The sequence below is a fragment of the Streptomyces sp. SGAir0957 genome (assembly GCF_043523415.1).
Genome location: NZ_CP027293.1, coordinates 1,125,175 through 1,148,741 on the forward strand (window position 1 = coordinate 1,125,175; position 23,567 = coordinate 1,148,741).

The 23,567-nt window shown below is 73.1% G+C and carries 18 protein-coding genes and 1 pseudogene; 5 read left to right on the forward strand and 14 right to left on the reverse strand.

What is annotated here, in order from left to right:
• Positions 1-72: 72 nt before the first annotated feature.
• From C1N81_RS10335 to C1N81_RS10345, 3 genes are all read right to left on the reverse strand, one after another.
• Complete coding sequence (locus tag C1N81_RS10335; protein WP_361061644.1) at positions 73-570, reverse strand: hypothetical protein; 498 nt, start codon at positions 568-570, stop codon at positions 73-75.
• A gap of 424 nt (positions 571-994) precedes the next feature.
• Positions 995-3,880, reverse strand: a complete 2,886-nt coding sequence (locus C1N81_RS10340) for an ATP-binding protein (RefSeq protein WP_394428468.1) — start codon at positions 3,878-3,880, stop codon at positions 995-997.
• Between the two features lie 36 nt (positions 3,881-3,916).
• Positions 3,917-4,567: a CGNR zinc finger domain-containing protein gene (locus C1N81_RS10345; protein ID WP_394428469.1), complete on the reverse strand. Its 651-nt coding sequence runs from the start codon at positions 4,565-4,567 to the stop codon at positions 3,917-3,919.
• Positions 4,568-4,628: 61 nt separating this feature from the next.
• Here C1N81_RS10345 and C1N81_RS10350 point away from each other — a divergent pair, with 61 nt between their 5' ends.
• Positions 4,629-5,357 (forward strand): leucine-rich repeat domain-containing protein, encoded by a 729-nt coding sequence (locus C1N81_RS10350; RefSeq protein WP_394428470.1) that lies wholly within the window; start codon positions 4,629-4,631, stop codon positions 5,355-5,357.
• Between the two features lie 31 nt (positions 5,358-5,388).
• Here the strand turns inward: C1N81_RS10350 and C1N81_RS10355 are convergent, their stop codons facing one another.
• The 6 genes from C1N81_RS10355 to C1N81_RS10380 all read right to left on the reverse strand — a co-directional run bounded on the left by C1N81_RS10355 (position 5,389) and on the right by C1N81_RS10380 (position 11,091).
• Positions 5,389-6,309, reverse strand: coding sequence for a universal stress protein (locus C1N81_RS10355; protein ID WP_394428471.1), 921 nt, complete (start codon positions 6,307-6,309; stop codon positions 5,389-5,391).
• A 161-nt stretch (positions 6,310-6,470) separates the two neighbouring features.
• A complete protein-coding gene (locus C1N81_RS10360; RefSeq protein WP_394428472.1) occupies positions 6,471-6,713 on the reverse strand; it encodes a DUF397 domain-containing protein in 243 nt (80 codons plus the stop codon).
• 84 nt (positions 6,714-6,797) lie between these two features.
• A complete protein-coding gene (locus tag C1N81_RS10365; protein WP_394428473.1) occupies positions 6,798-7,979 on the reverse strand; it encodes a thiolase domain-containing protein in 1,182 nt (393 codons plus the stop codon).
• A complete protein-coding gene (locus C1N81_RS10370) occupies positions 7,976-9,070 on the reverse strand; it encodes a thiolase domain-containing protein (protein WP_394428474.1) in 1,095 nt (364 codons plus the stop codon). The genes C1N81_RS10365 and C1N81_RS10370 overlap by 4 nt, the downstream gene beginning before the upstream one ends.
• Positions 9,071-10,030: an OB-fold nucleic acid binding domain-containing protein gene (locus C1N81_RS10375; protein ID WP_394428475.1), complete on the reverse strand. Its 960-nt coding sequence runs from the start codon at positions 10,028-10,030 to the stop codon at positions 9,071-9,073.
• A gap of 260 nt (positions 10,031-10,290) precedes the next feature.
• A complete protein-coding gene (locus C1N81_RS10380) occupies positions 10,291-11,091 on the reverse strand; it encodes a crotonase/enoyl-CoA hydratase family protein (RefSeq protein WP_394428476.1) in 801 nt (266 codons plus the stop codon).
• 182 nt (positions 11,092-11,273) lie between these two features.
• Between C1N81_RS10380 and C1N81_RS10385 the strand changes: the two genes are divergently transcribed.
• Both C1N81_RS10385 and C1N81_RS10390 read left to right on the forward strand, forming a co-directional pair.
• Positions 11,274-12,902, forward strand: coding sequence for an acyl-CoA synthetase (locus C1N81_RS10385; protein ID WP_394428477.1), 1,629 nt, complete (start codon positions 11,274-11,276; stop codon positions 12,900-12,902).
• 120 nt (positions 12,903-13,022) lie between these two features.
• Positions 13,023-13,799, forward strand: coding sequence for a GNAT family N-acetyltransferase (locus C1N81_RS10390; RefSeq protein ID WP_394428478.1), 777 nt, complete (start codon positions 13,023-13,025; stop codon positions 13,797-13,799).
• Here the strand turns inward: C1N81_RS10390 and C1N81_RS10395 are convergent.
• Positions 13,796-13,969 (reverse strand): alpha/beta fold hydrolase, encoded by a 174-nt coding sequence (locus tag C1N81_RS10395; RefSeq protein WP_394438604.1) that lies wholly within the window; start codon positions 13,967-13,969, stop codon positions 13,796-13,798. The two genes, C1N81_RS10390 and C1N81_RS10395, sit on opposite strands and share 4 nt — an antisense overlap.
• Before the next feature lie 215 nt (positions 13,970-14,184).
• Positions 14,185-14,634 (reverse strand): annotated as a pseudogene (locus tag C1N81_RS10400) (alpha/beta fold hydrolase); the annotation flags it as partial.
• 164 nt (positions 14,635-14,798) lie between these two features.
• On the opposite strand from C1N81_RS10400, the gene paaK reads away from it, so the two are divergent.
• Positions 14,799-16,103 (forward strand): phenylacetate--CoA ligase PaaK, encoded by a 1,305-nt coding sequence (paaK, locus tag C1N81_RS10405; protein ID WP_394428479.1) that lies wholly within the window; start codon positions 14,799-14,801, stop codon positions 16,101-16,103.
• Between the two features lie 129 nt (positions 16,104-16,232).
• Here the strand turns inward: paaK and C1N81_RS10410 are convergent, their stop codons facing one another.
• Positions 16,233-17,744: an acyl-CoA synthetase gene (locus tag C1N81_RS10410; RefSeq protein WP_394428480.1), complete on the reverse strand. Its 1,512-nt coding sequence runs from the start codon at positions 17,742-17,744 to the stop codon at positions 16,233-16,235.
• A gap of 163 nt (positions 17,745-17,907) precedes the next feature.
• Between C1N81_RS10410 and C1N81_RS10415 the strand changes: the two genes are divergently transcribed.
• Entirely contained in the window at positions 17,908-20,343 is a 2,436-nt protein-coding gene (locus C1N81_RS10415; RefSeq protein WP_394428481.1) for a penicillin acylase family protein, read from the forward strand.
• A 3-nt stretch (positions 20,344-20,346) separates the two neighbouring features.
• Here the strand turns inward: C1N81_RS10415 and C1N81_RS10420 are convergent, their stop codons facing one another.
• A complete protein-coding gene (locus tag C1N81_RS10420; RefSeq protein WP_394428482.1) occupies positions 20,347-21,915 on the reverse strand; it encodes an acyl-CoA synthetase in 1,569 nt (522 codons plus the stop codon).
• Positions 21,916-22,362: 447 nt separating this feature from the next.
• Positions 22,363-23,466, reverse strand: coding sequence for an NAD(P)H-dependent flavin oxidoreductase (locus C1N81_RS10425; protein WP_394428483.1), 1,104 nt, complete (start codon positions 23,464-23,466; stop codon positions 22,363-22,365).
• Positions 23,467-23,567 lie beyond the last annotated feature (101 nt).

Below are 23,567 nucleotides of genomic sequence, written 5' to 3' on the forward strand. Positions count from 1 at the left end.
CGCCCACGGCCACCCAGGAGAAAGGGCCCGGATCCGCGCGGGAGCGGATCCGGGCCCTTGTCGCTCACGGGGTCACGCCTGCTGGAACAGCTCCGCGGGCAGCGGCTTGAGCAGCGCGTACAGGTCGTCCGTGATCGGACGGTCCCAGGACGCGATGGTCACCAGGACATTGTCGCTGCGGTCGAACTGGACGCAGGAGATCCGCGTCTCGGAGAGCTTGAGGCGCCGCACGATCAGCAGGTTGTCGCCCTGCATCACCGGGACGTCCTCGACGCCGGTGACCGTGACCTCCTCCTCGTTCTCCAGCGCGATGAGGAGCTGGGCGACCTCGAAGGGGATCTCGCCCTCGGCGGTGTCACGGGCCGGGGAGCCCTCGGGCAGATTGCCGATGATCATCGCGGGGCCGCGGCCGCCGAACAGGTCGTAGCGCAGGAACACGCCCTGGCAGCTGCCGTCGGGGGCGGGCAGCAGACCCGCGCCGAGATTGCCCGGCCAGTCGCCCGGATCCATGGCCAGGACGTCGAAGTCGGGGCCCGCGGGGGTCGCTGCGCGGCGGCGGAGGAAGGACATGCCGTCCATCGTACGTCGCGCGCGCCGCGATACCCGCCTCGGGGTTTGGCAACCGAATGATCGGGCCGGGACGACAGGGGCGGGCGCGGAGCGCTGCCGCGGGAGGCGCGGGGGGAGGCTGTTTCCGGGCGCGGAGGGCGGCTGGACCCGGGCGCGGAGGGTGGCCGTTCGGGGGCGGGAGGGCAGCTCTGTTGCCGGGCGCGGAGGGTGGCTGTTCCCGGGCGCGGAGGGTGGCCGTTCGGGGGCGGGAGGGCGGCTCTGTTCCCGGGCGCGGAGGGTGGCCGTTCGGGGGCGGGAGGGTGGCCGTTCGCGGGCGGGAGGGCGGCTCTGTACCCGGGCGCGGAAGGTGGCCGTTCGCGGGCGGGAGGGCGGCTCTGTTTCCGGGCGCGGAAGGTGGCCGTTTTGGGGGCCGTGGGCCGCCGTCTCACGCGCCCAGCGCTGCCGCCAGGCCCGTCTGGTCTGTGCCGATCTTGCGGTAGACGGCCGACAGGAGGCGGATCACGGTCTGCTCGGCGAGGTGCAGCTCGGCGGCTGTCTCGGCGGGGCGGAGGCCGCGCGCGGCGCAGCCCGCCGCCGCGCGTTCGCGTGAGGTGAGCGCGTCCGTCGCCGGGCTGCGCAGGGGCCGGGGCCGCAGCCCCGCGGCGGCGAGTTCGTCGCGGGCCCGCTCGGCGAGGCCGTCGGCGCCGCAGGTGGCCGCCGCCTCCAGGCCCCGGTAGAGCTGGTCGGCGGCGTCGGTTCCGTGGCCCGCGCGGCGCTGCTCCGTGCCGAGGGCGACGAGCGAGCAGGCCAGCTCGTACCCGGCGGGTGAGCGTTCGAGGTGGGTGACGGACTCCTCCAGGAGCTTGCCGCGCGCCGCGCCCGTGGAGACCTCGGCGGCGGCGCGCAGCGCCTGCCCGATCGCGGAGGGAGCGCCGAAGTGCCGGGCGCGTTCGACCGCGTCCTGGGCGGTGGCGAGGGCGCGGCCCGGGGCGTCGTGCGCCTCGGCGCGGGCGAGGTGCAGCTGCCAGGGGCACCAGGCCGGGTTGCGCATGCCGCGCGGGTCGAGCCGGCGCCCGGCGGCGGCCAGCTCGGTGGCGGCGTCCTTGGTGCGGCCGAGGGCGAGGAGGAGTTCCCCGTGGACGGTCTGCGCGTCGGGGAAGACGACGGCGGCGGGGAACGGCTGTCCGAAGGAGTACGTCTCCGCGACCGTGCGGGCCTCCTGGACGCGACCGCGCGCGAGCAGCACCTCGACGAGGGTGCCGACGGCGTACCAGTGGGCGGGCGTGCCGGGTCCGACGCGCCCGGCGAGGCGCAGGCCCGCACGGGCGAAGTCCTCGGCCTCGGCGAGCCGGCCGCGCCGGAAGCGGACGTAACCGAGCAGGGTGTACGCGAAGGAGAGGTGTGCGCCGCGCCAGCCCGCGTGCTCGAAGTCGGCGATGCCCTCGACGAAGAGCTCCTCGGTGCGCCCCGGCCGGTCGGCGTAGAGGAAGGACAGGGCGACGAGGGCGGGCACCTCGAAACCGCGGTCCTCGTCGGCGGCCCAGCGCAGGCCGCCCGCGAGGGCGCGTTCGGCGTGGTGGACGACGGTGGTGGCGGGTTCGCCGCGCAGGGTGGCGTCCCAGGTGCGCAGGCCGATGATGTAGCGCTCGGTGAGGTCGCGCCCGGTCAGCCGGTCGGCGAGTTTGGTGAGGCGCCGGGAGCGGGCCGGGGAGTCGGGTTCGTCGGCGCGGAAGGCGTCCCACATGAACTGTTCGGCCTGCATGCGAAGGCGGACGCGGGGGTCCGTGGTGCGCCGCATCTCCCGGGCGAGGGTCTCCGAGGCCTCGGCGAGCCGGTCGCTGTGGGCCAGGACCTGGGAGAGCCGGTAGACGATGCCCTGGCGCAGGGCCGGGTCGGCGATCGGCTCCTCCAGGGCGGCGCGCAGATGGTTGACGGTGGTCGCGGGCTCGGTGAGCAGGGAGGCGCTGCCGAGTTCGTAGAGGACGACGGCGCGGTCCTCGAAGGGCGGGGGTTCGCGCAGCGCGCGGGCCAGATAGCGGCGGGCGGCGTCGGGGGCGCCCGCGCGGACGGTCTCGCGGGCGGCGGAGCGCAGCTGATGGACGACCCAGCCGTCGCCGTCGGGATGGGTCTCCAGGAGGTGGCGGGCGGCGGCGGACGGGCCGAGTCCCGCGTTGACCAGGGTCCAGGCGGCCTGGCCGTGCAGGGCGACGCGAATGCCGCTGGGGATGGCGCGGTAGACGGCGGTGGCGATCAGCGGGTGGACGAACTCCAGGGTGTCGACGCCGGTGAGGATGCGCGCGGTGCGGAGCCGGTCGGCGGCGTCGGCGGCCTCCTCGGCGCCGAGCCCCGCGACCCCCGCGGCGAGTTCGGGGCCGATCTCGGTGCCGAGGACGGCGCAGGCCCAGGCGAAGCGGACGGTGGAGGTACCGAGGCGTTCGAGGCGGGCGACGAGTCCGCTGCCCTTGACGGCGGCGGCCAGGTCGCGCAGCAGGTGCGCGGCGGTCTCGGTCGGGGCGAGGCCCCGGTCGTGCACCTTCGCGGTCAGTTCGACGGCGACGAAGGGGTTGCCGGCGGTGACGGCCCAGCACTCGCGGCAGAACGCGTCGTCGGCGTGGGCGCCGACGGACTCGCGGACCATGAGGGCGATGGCGGGCGCGCTGAGCGGTTCGAGGCCGAGGGGGCGGCGGCCCGCGCGGTCCGGCAGGCCGCGCAACGCCTCGGCGTGCTCGGGGAGTTCCTCGGGCCGGTAGGCGACGACGAGGAGCAGCGGCAGCTCCTCGGCGCGCGGCGCGAACGCGGCGAGCCAGCTCAGGGACTCCGGGTCGGCCCAGTGCGCGTCGTCGAGGACGAGGACCATCGGGGCGCGGTCCACGGCGAGGTGGGTGAGCACCCAGTCGAGCCCGTCGCGCAGGCCCTGCGGGTCGGGCGGCGCCCCGTCGGCGGTGGCGCACAGGCCGAGGGCGGGGCCGACGATGGCGTACCAGCTGCCGAGCCGGGAGCGGAGTTCCGCCTCCGGCACCCCGGCGAGCTGGGGCTGTACGAGCTGGCGTGCCACGTGGAAGGCGACGCCCTGTTCCTGGTCGCCGCCGCGGGCGTGGAGGACGGTGCAGCCTTTGGCGGCGGCGCGCCGACGGACCTCGGCCAGGAGGGAGGTCTTGCCGAGGCCCGCGGGCGCGGCGACGGCGAGCAGTGCGCCGTGCGGCCGCTCGGGCGCCTCGACGCCGCCGGGGCGGAGCCCGGTCAGTTCGTCGAGCGCCTCGTCCACGACGGCGAGTTCGCTTTCGCGTTCGAGCAGGGGGCGCCTGCCCCAGCCGCCGCGCTGCTGCACCATGCGCTCAGCGTACGCCGGACCGTCCCCTGCGGAGCGTCATGTGCCCTTCTGTGCGCGGGAGTTGACGGTCGCTAGGTGACGCTCGTGATGGCGGGCCACGCGGGCCCGGTTCCCGCAGGACGGCTTGCACCACTCCTGCCGCGGGTGCTCCTTGAGGAAGTACCGCACGCAGCGGGGCGCGTGGCAGGCGCGCAGCCGCTGCCGGTCTGCGCTCGCGAGGAAGGCGAGTGCGGCACGGGCGAGCGCGGAGACGAGCAGGTCGGCGTCGGACGCCCCGCCGCTGACGACCGTGTCCCGCACGGCCGGCGCGGCGCCGTCGCCGTCGGGCCAGCTCAGCACGGGGGCGGTGGCCACGCGCGCGGCCGCCTCGTTCAGCCGGGCCACGGCATCGGCGACCGGCAGCAGCCGCTGTGCGTCGGCGGGGCTCGGCTCCCCCGGCCGCACGGCGCGCGCGAACAGGGCGCGCACGGCCTCCCGCACGGCGCGAACCTCCCCCACCCCCGCCTCGTCACCGGCGAATCCCGCGTCCAGCGGCAGCGCGGCGGCATGGGCGTGGACCCAGGCGCCGACCCCCTCGGCCGTGCGAAGGTCGTCGACGACACCCCCGTTGCCGTCGTGCCGGATGGTGAGGACGAGGTCGAGAACGAGCCGGGTACGGTCGGGCCCCGCCGGGCTGAGGTCAGACATGCGGCTAATGATAGGTTCCGCGTCAACCATTAAGGGTGTCCGGGAACGCCGGAGGGGGCTCATGGACGGTGACGGCACGCTCTCGTACTGGCGGGCAGGTCTGGACTCCGTACCGGACGAGGTGTGGCACCACCCCGCCCTGCGGACCCTGCTCCTGCCCGACAACCACCTCACGCACCTCCCGGACCGCATCGGCACCCTGACCGCGCTCCACACCCTGGACCTCGGTCACAACCGGCTGACGACGGTGCCGGACACCCTCGGCGACCTCACGGGGCTGGCCCGTTTCCTCTACCTGCACGACAACGACCTGACCGAGCTGCCGGACAGCCTCGGCCGACTGGACCGGCTCGCGTACCTGAACGTCGGCGAGAACCGGCTGACAGCGCTGCCGGACGCGCTGGGCGCGATGAGCGCCCTCGTGGAGCTGCGCGCGCAGCACAACCACCTGACCGCACTGCCCGACGGCATCGGCGGCCTCACCGCGCTGCGCGAACTGTGGTTGCGCGGCAACAGGCTGACGGCGCTTCCCGGTTCCGTGCGCCACCTGCGCGCGCTGCGGGAGCTGGACCTGCGGGAGAACTCCTTCGACGCCGTCCCCGAAGCGGTGCGCGGGCTTCCGCTGCTGCGGAAGCTGGACCTGCGGAGCAACCGGTTGCGGGAGGTGCCCGGCTGGGTCGGGGAGTTGTCTGCTCTGGAGAAGCTCGATCTGCGCTGGAACGACGGCCTACGTGTCGCGCCCGGCCTGCTCGACGAGCTGACCGGGCGCGGGTGTGTCGTGCTGCGCTGAGGCGCCGCTCGAAGACGCGAACGAGGGGCTCTCAGTCCTTGTCGGCGGGCGCGGCAGCGGGCGGCACGATCGCGACCGGGCTCGCGGCGTGCAGCAGGACCGCCTGGGTGACCGAGCCGAGGATCGGCGCGGGGCGGGTGAAGCGGCGGCGGTGGCGGCCGACCACGACGAGGTCGGCGTCGCGCGAGTTGGCCACGAGATGCCCCGCCGCGTCCCCGGGCGCCACGTAGAGGTCGACCTCGACGTCGGGCTGGGCCTTGCGCCGTGCGGCGACGGCGGCCTCCGCCAGGTGCAGGGTCTCCTGCTCGGCGGCCTCCTGGTCGACGGTGGTCGGCGCGAAGTCGCCGAACGCGGACCAGGCGAGCACCGGCCACGGATAGGCGGCGACGATCTGGAGCCGCGCGCCGCTGCGCGCCGCGTGGTCGAAGGCGAAGCCGAGCACGGTGTCGTCCGGGTCGTCCGTCTGCAGGCCCACGACGACGCGCGGCCCCGGCGGCACGGGCGTGTCGCCGTGCACCGCGCGGCCCGGCGGCGGCACGACGACGACGGGGCAGTGCGCGTCGCGGGCGGCGGCCACCCCGTTCGAGCCGAGCAGCAGGCTCGCGAACCCGCCGCGCCCGCGCGAGCCGAGCACCAGGAGCTGGGCCTCCCTGCTCATCTCGGGCAGCACGGCGGCGGGCAGCCCGTCGCGGCTGATGAACTCCAGGGGCGGCAGCCCCTCCCGGCCCTCCAGCGCCTTGCGCACGTCCCCGATGACCCGGTCGTCGGCGGGTTCGTCGGGCCCGGCGACGAGCACGTCCGCCTGGAGTTGGGGCGCGTACTGCCGCACATGCACGATGCGCAGTTCGACCCCGCGCCTGGCCGCCTCGGCGAGCGCCCACTCCAGGGCGCGCCTGCTGTCGTCGGACCCGTCGACCGCGGCGACGACGGGCAGGGGGTGCGGCGTACTCATGACTTCTTCGCCTCCGACACGCACGGGGGCACGCGGACCGTGCCCTCATTGACCAGCTGTTCCTCTGTCCAGGCTCGCGCACACGAGCGCCGCGGGACAGGGCCGAAGGTCGCGTGTCGGAAACCGGGGCGGATGCACCGCGGGCGACCGCGGGACGCCTCCTACGTCAGATCGAACTCGCCCTCCCGGGCGCCGAGCACGAACGCACCCCACTCGTCCGGTGTGAAGATCAGCGACGGGCTCTGCGGGCTGCCGCTGTTGCGCATCGCGATGAACCCCTCCACGAAGGCGATCTGGACATCGCCCGCTCCCCGGCTGCTGGAGCGCCAGTCCGCATTGCTCAGATCAAGGTCCGGCTTGTCCCATCCCGCGAACGGGTGCTGGTCGATGGTGCTCTCGGCCACGTCCGTGCTCCTCCCGGTTCGTCGTCCGTGCGCCAGCCTAGCGATCGGTGCCTACGGCGGACAGGCCGCGAAGGCGGCGATCGTTCACCGGGTGGGCGGCTCGGCGCCGACCAGCCACATGGCGAAGAACTGCGAGCCGCCTCCGTAGGCGTGCCCGAGGACCTTGCGGGCGCCGTCGACCTGGTGCTCCCCGGCCTGACCGCGGACCTGGAGGGCCGCCTCGGCGAAGCGGATCATGCCGGAGGCGCCGATGGGATTGGTGGACAGGACACCGCCCGACATGTTGACGGGCAGGTCGCCGTCGAGTGCGGTGACGCCCGCCTCGGTGAGCTTCCAGCCCTCGCCCTCGTCGGCGAAGCCCAGGTTCTCCAGCCACATCGGCTCGTACCAGGAGAACGGCACGTACATCTCGACGGCGTCGATCTCCCGGCGCGGGTCCGCGATGCCCGCCTGCCGGTACACGTCGGCCGCGCAGTCCTTGCCGGCCTGCGGGGAGACGAAGTCCTTGCCCGCGAAGAGGGTCGGCTCGCTGCGCATGGCGCCGCCGAGCAGCCAGGCGGGCGGCCTCGGCGAACGCGCCGCTCCGGCCCGGTCGGTGAGGATCATCGCGCAGGCCCCGTCGGAGGACGGGCACGTCTCGGAGTACCGGATCGGGTCCCACAGCATGGGCGACGCCTGGACCTTCGCCAGGGTGAGGTCGTGTTCGTGGAGGTGGGCGTACGGGTTCTTCAGGGCGTTGCGCCGGTCCTTGTACGCGACGAGGGAGCCGACGGTGTCGGGCGCGCCGGTGCGCCGCATGTAGGCACGTACGTGCGGGGCGAAGAACCCGCCCGCCCCGGCGAGCAGCGGTTGCTGGAAGGGGATGGGGAGGGAGAGCCCCCACATGGCGTTGGATTCCGACTGCTTTTCGAAGGCGAGGGTGAGGACGGTGCCGTGGACGCGGCCCGCGACGAGGTTGGTGGCGACGAGCGCGGTCGAGCCGCCGACGGACCCGGCGGTGTGAACGCGCAGCATGGGCTTGCCGACGGCGCCGAGCGCGTCGGCGAGGTACAGCTCCGGCATCATGACGCCCTCGAAGAAGTCGGGCGCCTTGCCGATGACGACGGCGTCGATGTCGGCCCAGGTCAGCTCGGCGTCGTCCAGGGCACGGCGCGCCGCCTCGCGCACGAGACCGGCGATGGAGACGTCACGGCGGGCGGCGACGTGCTTGGTCTGCCCGACCCCGACGACGGCCACGGGCTCCTTGCCGGTGCGGCTGCTGCTCATCGCGGCCCCTCCCCTTCGACAGCTTCGCGCGCTTCGAGTACGGCGACGAGGTTCTGCTGGAGGCAGGGCCCCGAGGTGGCGTGGGCGAGCGCCCGACGGGACGCGCCGCGGTGGATACGGGCGGCCGCCTCACCGATCCGGATGAGCCCGGCCGCCATGACCGGGTTGGCGGCGAGAGCGCCGCCGGACGGATTGACGAGGACGTCGTCACCGAGCCGCAGCGCCCGGCGCAGGACGACCTCCTGCGAGGTGAAGGGGGCATGCAGCTCGGCGGTGTCGAGAGGATGGTCCGCGGGTTCGAAGGCCCCGGCGTTCTCGGCGGCGAGCCGCGTCGACGGGGAGTCGGTGAGGTCGCGCACGCCGAGACTGTGCGCCTCGATGCGGTGATCGATGCCGCGGATCCAGGCGGGCCGCTCGCACAGTTCACGGGCCCGCTCCCCGGCGGCGAGGACCACGGCGGCGGCGCCGTCCCCGATCGGCGGGCAGTCGCCGGTGCGCAACGGATGGACGAGATGGTCGCCGTGCGCCACGTCGGGGCCGCGGAGCTGGGCGTGCGGATTGCCCGCGGCGGCCTCGCGGCTGCGGGCGGCGACCCCGGCCAGGGCGGGCTCGTCGGTGTGGCCCGCGTCGATGAGCGCCTGCGCCTGCAAGGCGGCGAGGGCGACGGAATCGGGCCACAGCGGTGCCACGTAGTACGGGTCGAGCTGGCGCGTCAGCACGTCCCGCACCGAACCCGGCGACGACTTCCCGTAGGAGTACACGAGCGCGGTGTCGGCGTCCCCGGTCAGCAGCTTCGTCCACGCCTCGTACAGCGCCCACGCCCCGTCCATCTCGACGTGCGACTCGGAGATCGGCGGCCACGCGCCGACACCGTCCAGCGCCATCGTGAACGAGAACGCGCGCCCCGCGAGGTAGTCGCTCGACCCCGAGCAGGTGAACCCGATGTCACTCGTCCTCAACCCCGTCGCGTCGAGCACCTCGTGCAGGACCGGCATCAGCATCTCCACCTCCGACTGCTCGTCGGAGGTGCGCCGGTGGTCGGTCTGCCCGAAGGCGACCACGGCGATGTCCCTGATCGGCGGTCGCCGCATTCAGATCAGCTCCTTGTACGCGTCGTAGTCCGCGTCCGGCTCACCGGTCGGCCGGTAATGGTCCGGATACCGCCCGCCCTCCGCCCACACGGGTTCGACCCGCAGACCCATGCGCACCTCGTCGTACCGGATGCCGGCGATGCGGCCGTGCAGGGCGAGGTCGGCGCCGTCCAGGGCGATGTGCGCGTAGACGTAGGGCAGTTCGATGTCGAGGTTCTTCGCCTTGACGTTGACGATGCAGAACGTGGTGACCGTGCCGGCCGGGCCGACCTCCACCTGCTCCGTCGTGGCGATGCCGCACGTGGGGCAGGCGCCGCGGGGCGGGACGTAGACCTTGCGGCAGGCAGGGCAGCGCTCCCCCACGGTGCGGTTGTCGGCGAGGGCGTTGATGTAGCGGCTCTGGGCCGCGCCCGGACTGTAGATGTAGTCGAGGCGGGCGGGGGCGACGATGCCGGTGACCCTGTCCTCCGTAGCGCCGCCGAACCTGCCGGTGTGCGTACGGGGTGGGAGGGCGGGGCCGGGTCCGGTGTCGTCCGGCTCGAAACAGGCGATGTCGGTGATCGCGCCCGTGCGGTCCCCGTCCGGGGCCCAGCGGATACGGACCCGCATCCCCGTACGGACGGCCTCCGGCCCCGGGGCGTCCAGAACGTGCAGCAGGGCGGTGTCCGCGCCGTCGAGCCTCACCAGCACCCAGGCGAAGGGGGTGCCCAGGGGCTGGCCCCTGCGGGGCTCCGGGTTCCAGGCCCAGGTGGTGACCGTGCCGGTGGTACCGACCTCCACGAGGTCGCGGAGTTCGTCCGCGGTGACGGGGTCGTACTCGACCGGCGGAACGAGGACGCTGCCGCTCTTTGTGCGGGCTCCCAGGCATGCCTTGTGTTTCAGGCCGGTCAGGAAAGCGCTCTGGACCGGGCCCAGGGAGCGGGTGAAGGGGAACTCCACGATCAGCGCTGCGCGCAGCACGTCTGGGGGGCCGGGTTCTTCATCGGGGCTCCTTCGGGGTTCGGGGGGGGTGGGGGGGGCGACGCGGCTGCTGTTTCGTCGCGGGTGCACGTTGCGTCGTGGTTGCTCGCGCTGTTCCCCGCGTGTCCGGTTCTGGGGTGGCGGCGGAGCCGCATGTTTCAGGGGCGCGGGGAACTGCGCGACCAGCCACGACGCGTCCGCACCCGGGTACCGGGCCGGCGGGGCGGACGCAGAGCCGGGCCGAAGCGGCTCCGGGTTGCTCACTCCCGCCGAAACCGTGGCACGCGCCGCTCCGCGAACGCCCGAGCCCCCTCCTTCGCATCGGCCGTGTCGAAAACCGGCCACCCGCGCTTCAGCTCCGCGGCGAGCCCCTCCGCCTCCGGAACCCCCGCGTTCTCGTACACGGACGCTTTCACCGCCTCGACGGCCAGCGGCCCACACGCGTTGACGCGTTCGGCGATCTCCAGCGCCGCGTCCAGCGCCGTACCGTCCGGGACGACGCGCCCGATCAACCCGATCGCGGCCGCTTCCGGCGCCGGGTAGGGGCGCCCCGTAAGCAGCATCTCCAGCGCGTGCGTGCGGGGGATCTGCCGCGGCAGCCGCACCGTCGAGCCGCCGATCGGGAACAGCCCCCGCACCACCTCGAACAGCCCGAACGTCGCCGACTCCCCCGCGACCCGGATGTCCGTACCCTGGAGGATCTCCGTGCCGCCCGCGACGCAATACCCCTCCACGGCGGCGATCACGGGCTTGCGCGGCCGGTGATGGCGCAGCATCGCCTTCCAGTGCAGGTCGGGGTCGGCGCGAAGCCGGTCGCGGTACTGCTCGCCCGCCATGCCGCCGCCGGCGAGCGCCTTGAGGTCCATGCCCGCGCAGAACGTCCCGCCGGCCCCGGTGAGCACGATCGAGCGGACGGAGTCGTCCGCGTCGGCCGCGAGCCAGCCGTCGTACAAGCCGACGAGCATCGGCAGGGACAAGGCGTTCCTGGCCTCGGGCCGGTTGAGTGTGAGTACGAGCGTGGCGCCTTCGCGCCGCACGTCGAGATGTTCGGTCCCGTCCATGGCTGACCTCCTGTCGGCGGCGCCGTAACGCCCCTGGGACCAGAACAGGTTGCAGGAGGGGGCGAGCCAGTTCAAGAGTTTTCTGACACTCAGTCAGATTGTTTCCGCGAGGCCCCTTCCCCCTTCTCCGCGTCTCTGCTCTAGTGACGGCCACCGAGACGGTGCGACGGTCAGGAGGAGCGGTGGAGTACAACCTTGCCGACCTGTTCGAGTCGGTCGTCGACGTGGTTCCCGACCGCGAGGCGCTCGTCCACCTCGACCATCCCGGTACGGGCGCGGAGCGCAGACTGACGTACGCGGAACTCGACGCCGCCGCCAACCGGGTCGCCCATCACCTCATCGACAGCGGTGTGCGGCCCGGCGAACATCTCGGCCTGCACCTCTACAACGGCGTCGAGTACCTGCAGACGGTGCTCGGCTGCCTGAAGGCGCGCGTCGTCCCCGTCAACGTCAACTACCGGTACGTGGAGGAGGAACTGGTCTACCTCTACCGCGACGCCGATCTCGTCGCGCTCGTCTTCGACGCCGAGTTCACCGAGCGCGTCGCGGCCGCCCTGCCCCGCACGGAGAAGCTGCGGCATCTCTTACGGGTGGGGCGGGCGGGGGCCCCGGCGCCCGCTGCGCACCCCCTCGAAGCCGTCGACTTCGCCGAGGCGGTCGCGGGCGCGCCGGACGGGCGCGGGTTCGGGCCGCGTTCGGCCGACGACCAGTTCATCATCTACACCGGCGGCACCACGGGCATGCCGAAGGGTGTGATGTGGCGCCAGGAGGATCTGTTCTTCTCGGGGCTCGGAGGCGGCGCGCCGACCGGTGAGCCGGTCACGCGCCCCGAGGAGCTCGCCGAGCGGGTGGCGGCGGGAGGTGCCGGCATCACGTTCTTCCCCACGCCTCCGCTGATGCACGGCACCTCCACCCTCACCGCGTTCATCGGTTTCCATTTCGGCCAGCGGGTCGTCGTCCACCGCAAGTTCGTGCCGGAGGAGGTGCTGCGCACGATCGAGAAGGAGCAGGTGACGAGCGTGTCGCTGGTCGGCGACGCGATGCTGCGCCCGCTCATCGACGCGCTGAGCGGGCCGCTGAAGGGGACGGACTGCTCGTCGCTGTTCAGCGTCTCGTCGTCGGGGGCGATCATGTCGGACACGGTCCGCGCGCAGTTCCAGGCGCTGGTGCCGCATGTGACGCTGCTCAACAACTTCGGCTCCTCGGAGTCCGGCTTCAACGGCACGGCGACGGACGACTCCGGGGCGGGCCAGGGGTTCCGCCTCCGCGTCAACGCCCGTACGCAGGTCGTCGATCTGGCCACGTACGAGCCGGTCGCCGTCGGCGAGGTGGGCCGGATCGCGCAGCGCGGCCACGTCCCCCTCGGCTACTACAACGACCCGAAGAAAACGGCCGAGACCTTCTTCCAGAAGGGCGACGAGCGCTGGGTGCTGCTCGGGGACATGGCCACGGTCGACGAGGAGGGCATCGTCACCGTCCTCGGCCGCGGCTCGCAATGCATCAACACGGGCGGCGAGAAGGTCTATCCGGAAGAGGTCGAGCAGGCGCTCAAGTCCCATCCGGACGTCTACGACGCCCTGGTCGCCGGGGTCCCCGACGCGAAGTGGGGCAACCACGTGGCCGCCGTCGTCCAGCTCAGGACCGGCGCCCCCGCCCTCTCCCTGGACGCCGTCCAGACCCACTGCCGCACCCACCTCGCGGGCTACAAGATCCCCCGCCAACTGGTCCTGACCGACACCATCCAACGCTCCCCGAGCGGCAAGGCGGACTACCGCTGGGCGCGCGCGACGGCCGCCGCCGCATCCGGCTGACCGCCTTCGCGGAGCGCGCGGCACCGGCCGGTCGGTGCGGCGCGCACGTCCGCGCCGAGGGCGTCGTGCGCGCGCCCTAATCCGGTTGCCGGACGCCGGGTCCGCTGGTGGAGTGGGTGGGTGGATCTTGAGGTGGTGCTGGAGCTGTTCGACCGGCAGTTGCGGCGCGGGGCGCGGGCCGAGGAGCCGGGGGCCCGGGTCGAGCGGGTGGGGGACGTCGTGCGGCATGTCGCGCCGGGCGGTGGGTGGACCGGGGTGCTCTGGTTGGACCTGGACGCGGACAGCGCGGACGCCGCGATCGGTGCGCAGGCCGCCTTCTTCCGCGCGGCGGGCGTCGAGGCGGAGTGGAAGGCGTACGGGCACGATCTGCCCGGCGATCTGGGCGCGCGGCTGACGGCCGCCGGGTTCGTGGCCGAGGAGCCGGAGACGCTGCTCGTGGCGGAGACGGCCGGGCTCGCGCTGGACGTGGAGCCGCCGGAGGGGATCACGCTGCTGCCCGTCACCGAGGAGGCCCACGTCGAGCTGGTCGAACGCGTCCACGCGCGGGCCTTCGACAGCGGGCGCTCCTCGATCGGGCACCAGGTGCGGCAACAGCTCGCGCACGCCCCGGGAACCGTGCCGGCCGTGGTGGCGCTGCACGGCGCCGAACCGGTCGGCGCCGCGCGCCTCGAACTCCACGCGGGCACGGACTTCGCGAGCCTGTGGGGCGGCGGCACCGTCCCCGGGTGGCGGGGGCGCGGCGTCTACCGGGCGCTCGTGGCGTTCCGGGCGCGGATCGCCGCCGCGCGCGGATTCACGTATGTGCAGGTCGACGCCACCGCATACAGCAGGCCCATCCTGGAGCGGCTCGGCTTCGCGGCGCTGGGGACGACGACCCCGTATGTGCTGAAGCCCTAACCGGCCAGGAACTCCGCCACTCGCTCCACGAAGAACTTCTCGTCGTCCAGCCAGGGGTAGTGCGCCGCGCCCGGCTGCACCTCGACGCGTCCGCGCGGGTAGCACTTGGCGGCGCGGTGGACGAGTTCGGGGCGCGGGCCGCCGTCCAGTTCGCCCGCGAGGAGCAGCACCGGGGCATGGAGGCGGGACAGGGCGGCGCGGGTCGCGGCCGGGTCGTAGGCGCCCTCGGCGGCGTAGAGCGCTTCGGCGCGTTCGTTGGTCTGGGCGTCGGTGCGGGCCGCGTGGGCTTGGGCGCGCTCGTCCCAGCGCCCGTAGAAGAAGGCGTCGTAGAGGGAGTAGTCGGCGTCGTCCCGGCCGGCCAGGAATTTCTCGTACTCGGCGTGGGCTGCCTCGAACCAGGGTTCGTGGCGCCGGAGTTGGGCGGCGGCGCGCCGGTCGTCGGGGCCGGCGCGCAGGCCGAGCGCCCATTGCGCGGAGGTGACGAGGACGAGCCGGCGATCCGTTCGAGGTGGCGGGCGGCGTGCAGGACGGCGAGGTTGCAGCCCGCCGAGTGGGCGAGGACGTCCATGCGGTCGAGGTTGAGGTGGGCGCGGAGCGCCTCGACGTCGGCGACCTGCCGGTCGCAGCGGTAGGTCGACTCGTCGGCCGGGACCGCGGACGCGCCGGTACCGCGGAGGTCGAGGAGGTACAGGGTGCGGTGGGCGGTGAGGCCGCCGAGGTCACCGAGGTACTCGGAGGCGCGCATCGGGCCGCCGGGCAGACACACGAGGGGCGGGCCCGAGCCCCGTACGTGACAGGCCAGTTCGGTGCCGTCCGGCGCGGTGAACGTGAACATGGCGTGATCATCACAGCCGGGCGCCCGCGCGGGCAATGCCGCCTGTCCGGCCGTGTCTCATCTCTTGACGTGAAGGGCTTCGCCTTGAATTACTGACGCACAGCAGGTCAACCGAATGATCGGTCGGTAGCTGGCGGCGAAGTACGAGTGCGGGAGTGCGGTCGATGACGTCGACGACGACGCGGTGGTGGGACGAGGGCGAGCGCCTGGGCGCGGACGCGTTGCGGGCGCTCCAGCTGGAGCGGCTGCGGGCGACGCTGAGCCGGGTGTACGAAAGGGTGCCGTTCTACCGGGACGCCTTCGACAGGGCGGGTGTGCGCCCGCAGGACTGCGCCTCGCTCGCGGATCTGGCGCGTTTTCCGCTCACGACCAAGGCGGACCTGCGGGACAACTACCCGTTCGGGATGTTCGCCGTGGACCAGGCCGAGGTGCGGCGGCTGCACGCGTCGAGCGGGACGACGGGGCAGCCCACGGTCGTCGGGTACACCGAGGACGATCTGTCGATGTGGGCCGACATGGTGGCGCGCGCGATCCGCGCGGCGGGCGGCAGGCCGGGGCACAAGGTGCACGTGGCGTACGGGTACGGCCTGTTCACGGGCGGGCTCGGCGCGCACTACGGCGCGGAGCGGCTCGGCTGCACGGTGATCCCGGCGTCCGGCGGCATGACCGCGCGCCAGGTCCGGCTGATCCAGGACCTGCGGCCCGAGATCATCATGGTGACGCCGTCGTACATGCTGACCCTCCTCGACGAGTTCGAGCGCCAGGGCGTCGATCCGCGCTCCACGTCCTTGCGGGTCGGTGTGTTCGGCGCGGAGCCGTGGACCGAGGCCATGCGGCGGGAGATCGAGGAGCGGTGCGGGATCGACGCCGTGGACATCTACGGGCTCTCCGAGGTCGTGGGCCCGGGGGTCGCGCAGGAGTGCGTGGAGACGAAGGACGGGCTGCACATCTGGGAGGACCACTTCTATCCGGAGATCGTCGACCCGTTCACCGGTGAGGTGCTGCCCGACGGTGCGGAGGGCGAGCTGGTCTTCACCTCCCTCACCAAGCAGGCGATGCCGGTGATCCGGTACCGGACGCGGGATCTGACGCGGCTCCTTCCGGGGACGGCGCGGCCCGCGTTCCGCCGCATGGAGAAGATCACCGGGCGCAGCGACGACATGGTGATCCTGCGCGGGGTGAACCTGTTCCCGACGCAGGTCGAGGAGGTCGTGCTGCGCACCCCCGGTGTCGCCCCGCACTTCCAGCTCCGCCTCACCAGGGAGGGGCGGATGGACGCGCTGACGGTGCGCGCGGAGGCCCGGCCCGACGCGACGCCGGACGAGCGGGAGGCGGCGGCGCGGACCATCGCCGCGCGGATGAAGGACGGGGTCGGGGTGAGCGTGGCCGTCGAGATCGTCGACCCGGAGACGCTGGAGCGCTCGGTCGGCAAGATCAAGCGGATCGTGGATCTCCGGAACCACCCGTAGGGTTCACAGCGGGTCGTTCAGGGTGGGTCATTCAGAGCGCGTCGTTCAGAGCGGATCATTCAGAGCGCGTCGTTCACAGCACGTCGGTGACAGCACGTCGGTGACAGCACGCCGGTCACAGCACGCCGGTCACAGCACGTCTCTCAGCTCCCGCTTGAGGATCTTCCCGCTCGCGTTGCGCGGCAGCTCGTCCACGAAGACGATCCGTTTGGGCGCCTTGAAGTGGGCGAGCTTCTCGCGCGCGTGGGCGAGGAGTTCCTCCTCGGTGACGGCGATGCCCCGCGCCCGGACGACGACCGCCGTCACCGCCTCGATCCACCGCTCGTCCGGCAGCCCGATCACGGCCGCCTCGGCGACGGCCGGATGCGTGTAGAGCGCGTCCTCGACCTGGCGGGAGGCGACGAGCACACCACCGGAGTTGATGACGTCCTTCACCCGGTCGACGACGGTGAAGTAGCCCTCGGCGTCGCGCACCGCCAGGTCACCGGAGCGGAACCAGCCGTCCCGGAAGGCCTGCGCGGTCTCCTCGGGCTTGTCCCAGTAGCCGTCGCACAGTTGCGGGGAGCGGTAGACGACCTCGCCGGGCGTGCCGTCGGGCACCTCCTCGCCGTCCTCGTCGACGACCTTCGCCTCGACGAACAGGACGGGCCGCCCGCAGGAGTCCATCCGCCCCTCGTGCTCGCCCGGCCCGAGCACGGTCGCGAGCGGGCCGATCTCGCTCTGCCCGAAACAGTTGTAGAAGGCGAGGCCGGGGAGGCGTTCGCGCAGCCGCTCCAGGACGGGCACCGGCATGATCGACGCGCCGTAGTAGGCCTTGCGCAGGCCGCCGAGGTCGCGGGTCGCGAAGTCCGGGTGCCGGGACAGGCCGATCCACACGGTGGGCGGCGCGAAGAGGCTGTCGGCCTCGCCCGCCTCCACGAGATCGAGGATCCGGGCGGCGTCGGGCGCGTCGAGGAGTGTGCTGGTGGCGCCGACCGCGAGGTACGGCAGCAGGAACACGTGCATCTGCGCCGAGTGGTACAGCGGCAGCGCGTGCACCGGCCGGTCCGTGTCCTTGAGGTCGAGCGCGTGGATCGCGCTGACGTACTCGTGGACGAGGGCCCGGTGGGACATCCGGGCACCCTTCGGCAGGGCCGTCGTGCCGGAGGTGTAGAGGAGTTGCGCGAGGTCGTCGGCGCCGGGCTGTGCACCGTCGTGGGGCGCGGCGCCCGGCAGCCGGGCGAGGAGGGAGTCGTCGGCGTCGCGCAGCGCCAGCGTCGGCACGTCCTGCGGGAGCCGGTCCGCGAGGTCCGGGTCGGTGAGCACGAGCGCGCTGCCGGACTGCCCGACGATGTAGGCGAGGTCGTCGCCGGTCAGGTTCTGGTTGACGGGGACGTGCACGAGGCCCGCGCGGGCGCAGGCCAGGAAACCGATGAGGTAGGCGTCGGAGTTGTGCCCGTAGGCGCCGACCCGGTCGCCGGGCGCGAGGTCCAGGCCGCGCAGGACGCCGGCCGCGCGCGAGACCGCGTCGTCGAGTTCCCCGTACGTCCATGAGCGCGGCCCGTAGCGCAGGGCGACCCGCGCCGGGGTGCGGCGGGCGCTGCGCCGCAGCACTCCGTCCACGGTGCTGACTGCCGCTGCGGACGCCGGTGACCTCGTCATGGCGTGATCCTCTGCGCCCGGGACCGCCGGGTCAAGACACGTGCACGGCGGGTGCGGCGCATGGGCACAGCAGGTACGGGCGCGTCCGTGCAGCCCCCTCGGCAGGTGACATACCGCTTGGTACGCTCAGCCGCTCCTGCCCGCGACACCCGTTGGGAGCACGATGCGCATTCGTCCGAGACCACGGCGCCGCACGGTCGCCGGGATCGCCTTGCTGACCGCGTTCGTCACCACGGCCGCGCTTCCGTCGGCCGCGGCCGGGCGGCACGGGCACGAGCGCCCGCACGGCGGCGGCCTGTCCGCCACCGTCCGCTACACCGAGTACGGCATTCCGCACATCGTCGCCAAGGACTACACGAACCTGGGCTTCGGCACCGGCTGGGCGCAGGCCGCCGACCAGGTGTGCACCCTCGCCGACGGGTTCCTCACCGTACGGGGCGAGCGTTCGCGCTGGTTCGGACCGGACGCGGCGCCCGACGGCTCGCTCTCCTCGGCCACCGAGAACCTCGCCAGCGACCTTTACTTCCGTGGCGTACGCGAGGCGCGCACCGTGGAGAAACTGCTCGCCACGCCCGCTCCGGCCGGGCCCAGCAGGGATGTCGAGGACGCGATGCGCGGCTGGGCCGCCGGATACAACGCGTGGCTGAGGCAGAACCGCGTCACCGACCCGGCGTGCAAGGGCGCCGCGTGGGTGAAGCCGGTGACGACGCTCGACGTGGCGGCGCGCGGGTTCGCGATATCGGTGCTCGGCGGGCAGGGGCGCGGGGTCGACGGGATCACGGCCGCGCAACCACCGACGGCCGGCGGGCGGGCGAGCGCGACGCCGCCCGAGGAACAGCCGACCCGACGACAACTGGCCGACGCAGCGCGGGAGTTGTTCGCACAGGACGGTTCCGACATGGGATCGAACGCCGTCGCCTTCAGCGGGGCCACGACCGCGAACGGGCGCGGGCTCCTGCTCGGCAACCCGCACTACCCCTGGCAGGGCGGTCGCCGCTTCTGGCAGTCGCAGCAGACGATCCCCGGTGAACTGGACGTCATGGGCGGCTCGTTGCTCGGCACCACCACGATCTCCATCGGGCACAACTCCCGTGTCGCGTGGAGCCACACGGTCGCGACCGGCGTCACCTTCAACCTGCACCAGCTGACCCTCGACCCGTCCGACCCCACCGCGTACGTGGTCGACGGGAAACGGGAGAAGATGGTGCAGCGGCGCGTGACGGTCCCCGTGCGGGACGGCGCGGACGTGACCCGCACGCAGTGGTGGACCCGGTACGGCCCCGTCGTCACCTCGCTCGGCGCGCAACTCCCGCTGCCCTGGACGGCGACGACCGCGTACGCGCTCAACGACCCCAACGCGGTCAACATGCGGGCCTCCGACACCGCGCTCGGCTTCAGCAAGGCGCGCTCGACGGACGACGTACTGCGGGCGCTGCGCCGCACCCAGGGCATCCCGTGGGTGAACACGATCGCCGCCGACTCCCAGGGCCACTCCCTCTTCACGCAGTCGCAGGTCCTGCCGCGGATCACGGACGATCTGGCGGCGCGCTGCTCGACGCCGCTCGGCAAGGCCACGTACCCGGCCTCCGGCGTCGCGGTGCTCGACGGTTCGCGCGGGGACTGCGCGCTCGGCCGGGACAAGGACGCGGTGCAGCCGGGGATCTTCGGCCCGTCGAAGATGCCGGTCCTCAAGGACGCTCCCTACGCGGAGAACTCCAACGACAGCGCCTGGCTGGCCAACGCGGACCGGCCGCTGACCGGGTACGAGCGGATCTTCGGCACGGTCGGCACGCAGCGCTCCATGCGGACGCGCGGCGCGATCGAGGACGTGACGGCGATGGCGGACCAGGGCGGTCTGCGCGTCGCAGACCTCCAACAGCAGCAGTTCACCGACCGGGTACCGGCCGGTGACCTGACGGCGGCGGACACGGCGAAGGCGTGCGCGGCGCTGCCGGGCGGCAAGGCGACGGGGAGTGACGGCCAGGCCGTCGACGTGTCCCGTGCCTGCGGGGTCCTGGCGCGCTGGGACCGCACCATGGACACCGGCAGCCGGGGCGCGCTGCTCTTCGACCGGTTCTGGCGGAAGCTGACGGCGGCGGTCCCGGCGGCCACGCTGTGGAAAGTGCCCTTCTCCGCCGCCGACCCGGTACGCACACCGAACACGCTCGACACCGCGCAGCCCGGGTTCGCGACCGCGCTCGCCGACACGGTCACCGAACTGCGGGACGCGGGCATCGCCCTGGACGCGCGGCTCGGCGAGCACCAGGTCGTGGTGCGCGGCGGCGACCGGATCCCGGTGCACGGCGGCACCGAGTCGCTCGGCGTCTGGAACAAGGTCGAGCCGGTCTGGGACGCGCGGGGCGGCGGCTACACCGAGGTGGCCCACGGCTCCAGCTACATCCAGGCCGTGGGCTGGGACGGCGGCCACTGCCCTGTGGCCCGCACCCTCCTCACCTACTCCCAGTCCTCGAACCCGAACTCCCCGCACTACGCCGACCAGACCCACCTCTACGCGCGGAAGAAGTGGGTCACGGAACGCTTCTGCGAACAGGACATCCTGCGCTCACCCGCGCTGAAGGTGGTGCGGGTGCGCGGATAGGGGTCACAGCGGCCGCGTTCTCCCCTCCCAGTACGGGTCCCGCAGGCGGCGTTTGTAGAGCTTGCCGTTGGGGTCGCGGGGCATCGTCTCGACGAAGTCGACGCTCTTGGGGCGTTTGTAGCCCGCTAGGTGTGCCTCGCAGTGGGCGAGGATGTCGGACGCGAGGGCGTCGTCGGCCGTATGGCCGTCGGCGACCTCGACGACGGCCTTGACCTCCTCGCCCCAGTCGTCGTGCGGGATGCCGAACGCGGCCGCGTCGGCGACGGCGGGGTGGGTCAGGAGCGCGGACTCGATCTCGGCGGGGTAGATGTTCACACCCCCGGAGATGATCATGTCGATCTTCCGGTCGCGGAGGAAGAGATAGCCGTCCTCGTCGAGCACGCCGAGGTCGCCGACGGTGAAGAAGTCGCCGATGCGGTTCTTCCTCGTCTTGCCCTCGTCCTTGTGGTAAGCGAAACCGCCGGTCCTCATCTGCATGTAGACGGTGCCGAGCCGGCCGGCGGGCAGCCGGTTCCCGTCGTCGTCGAAGACGGCCAGCTCGCTGATGGGCCACGCCTTGCCGACCGTCCCCGGCTTCTTCAGCCACTCCTCGGCGGTCGCGAACGTGCCGCCGCCCTCGCTCGCCGCGTAGTACTCCTCCACGCACGTGCCCCACCAGTCGATCATCGCGCGTTTGACGTGGTCGGGGCAGGGCGCCGCGCCATGGATGGCGTGCCGCATGGACGACACGTCGTACCGGTCCTTCACCTCCTGCGGCAGCGCGAGGAGGCGGTGGAACTGGGTCGGGACCATGTGTGTGTGCGTGCAGCGATACGTGTCGATGGCGCGGAGCATTCCCTCCGGGGTCCACTTGTCCATCAGGACGACCGGGTGGCCGATGTTCAGCGCCGCGCCCGCGAACTGGAGCACCGCCGTGTGGTAGAGCGGCGAGCACACCAGGTGCACGTTGCCTTCGAAGGGCTTGATCCCGAAGATTCCGAGGAACCCGCCGAGGTACGCCTCCTCGGGGAGCTTGTTCTGGAGGGGGCGCCTGATGCCGCGCGGGCGGCCCGTCGTGCCGGACGTGTAGTTCATGACCCAGCCGAGGGTGCGGTCCTGCGGGGGTGACTCCGGCTGCCCTTCGAGGAGTTCGGCGTACGGCCGGAAAGTCTCGATGCCGTGGTCGCCGCTGGCGACGAGGTAGCGGTGGGTCGGGGGGAGGTTCGCCTCGTCGGCGGCGGTACGGGCCTGCTCCGCGAAGCGTTCGTGGGCGATCAGGACCTTCGCGCCCGAGTCCGCGACGATCCAGGCGATCTCCGGGCCCACGAGGTGGTGGTTGACCGGGACCAGGTAGAAGCCGGCCTGGGAGGCGGCGAGGTAGGCGGTGAAGAACTCGACGCCGTTCGGGAGGACGACGGCGAACACGTCTCCCTTCTTCAGGCCGGCCCGGCGCAGGCCGTGCGCCATTTGGTTCGCGGCGGCGTGCAGGCGTCCCGCGGACCAGGTGTCCGCGTCCGGGGTGGCGAGGATCGGGCGATCCGGGTTCGCGGCGGCCTGGGCCCAGAAACCGTTCGGCGGGGGTGCGTCTGGCATGGGGCTCCTCTCTGGGGCGGGGTGCGGGGTGCGGGGTGCGGGGTGCGGGGTCTGTCCGTTGCCGGGTGCACGTCTCGTCGTGGCTGGTCGCGCAGTTCCCCGCGCCCCTGAGATGCGCACTCCGTGCGACATCTCCCAGCGGGCGCGCCCCCAACGGCAGAGGCGTCGCGGCGCAGCCGCACGCCCCAGGGGCGCGGGGAACTGCGCGACCAGCCACGACGGTGGGACGCATGACGGAGATCCGAGGCGTCGCGGCGCAGCCGCAAGCCCGAGGGGCGCGGGGAACTGCGCGACCAGCCACGACGGTGGGACGCATGACGACGATCCGAGGCGTCGCGGCGCAGCCGCAAGCCCGAGGGGCGCGGGGAACTGCGCGACCAGCCACAACGGTGGGACGCATGGCGGGGAGCCGGGGGGACCCGTACCGCACGCCAGCGCGCCCACCCCCTACGCCGCCCCGGCGATCCGGTTCAGGCGGCCGATCGCCTCCTCGAACCCCCGGGTCAACTCGTCGAAGACAACCCGCACGCTGCGCTCCGAGTTCATCCGCCCCACGATCTGCCCCACAGGAGTCCCGAGCAACGGCTCGACCTCGTACTTCTGTATCCGGGACACGGCCTCGGCGACCAGCAGCCCCTGCAAGGGCATGGGCAGGGTCCCGGGCCCGGCGGGGTCGTCCCAGGCGTCCGTCCACTCCGTGCGCAACTGCCGCGCCGGTTTCCCGGTGAGCGCGCGCGAGCGCACCGTGTCGCCGGAGCCCGCTGCGAGGAGTTTGCGGGTCAGGGCGGGTGAGCTGAGGTCCGCCTCGGTGGTGGTCAGCCAGACGGAGCCGAGCCACACCCCTTGCGCGCCGAGCGCGAACGCCGCCGCGGCCTGCTGCCCGCTCCCGATGCCGCCGGCCGCGAGGACGGGCAGGGGCGCGACCGCCTCGACCGCCTCGGGGGTGAGCACCATGGACGCGATCTCGCCGGTGTGGCCCCCGGCCTCGTAGCCCTGGGCGACGACGATGTCGATCCCCGCGGCGGCGTGTTTGCGGGCGTGGTGCGCGCTGCCCGCGAGCGCGGCGACGAGGACGTCGTGGTCGTGGGCGCGGGCGATGACGTCGGCCGGGGGTGAGCCGAGCGCGTTGGCGAGGAGTGTGATCGGGTAGTCGAAGGCGACGTCGAGCTGGCCGCGGGCGACCTGTTCCATCCAGCCGGTGATGCGCCAGCCGGCCGCCTCGCCCTCGGCGAGTTCGGGCACGCCGTGTTTGGCGAGCGTGTCCCGGACGAACTGCCGGTGGCCTTCGGGGATCATCGCCTCGACGTCGGCCTCGGTGACGCCTTCGACCTTTTTCGCGGGCATGACGACGTCGAGCCCGTAGGGGCGGCCGTCGGCGTGCGCGTGCAGCCAGTCGAGGTCGCGGGTGAGGTCGTCGGGGGCCGTGTAGCGGACGGCGCCGAGGACGCCGAGGCCGCCGGCCCTGCTGATGGCGGCGGCCACCGCGGGGAACGGGGTGAAGCCGAAGACGGCGTGTTCGATCCCCAGTCTGTTGCTCAGCTCCGTCTGCATGCGCGCAGGATGCCGCAGCGGGCCGGACGACGGAAGAGCTTTTCTGATGCAGCGTCAGATTCTTCGCGATCCGTGTACGAGCCGCGTACGCGATTCGCGGT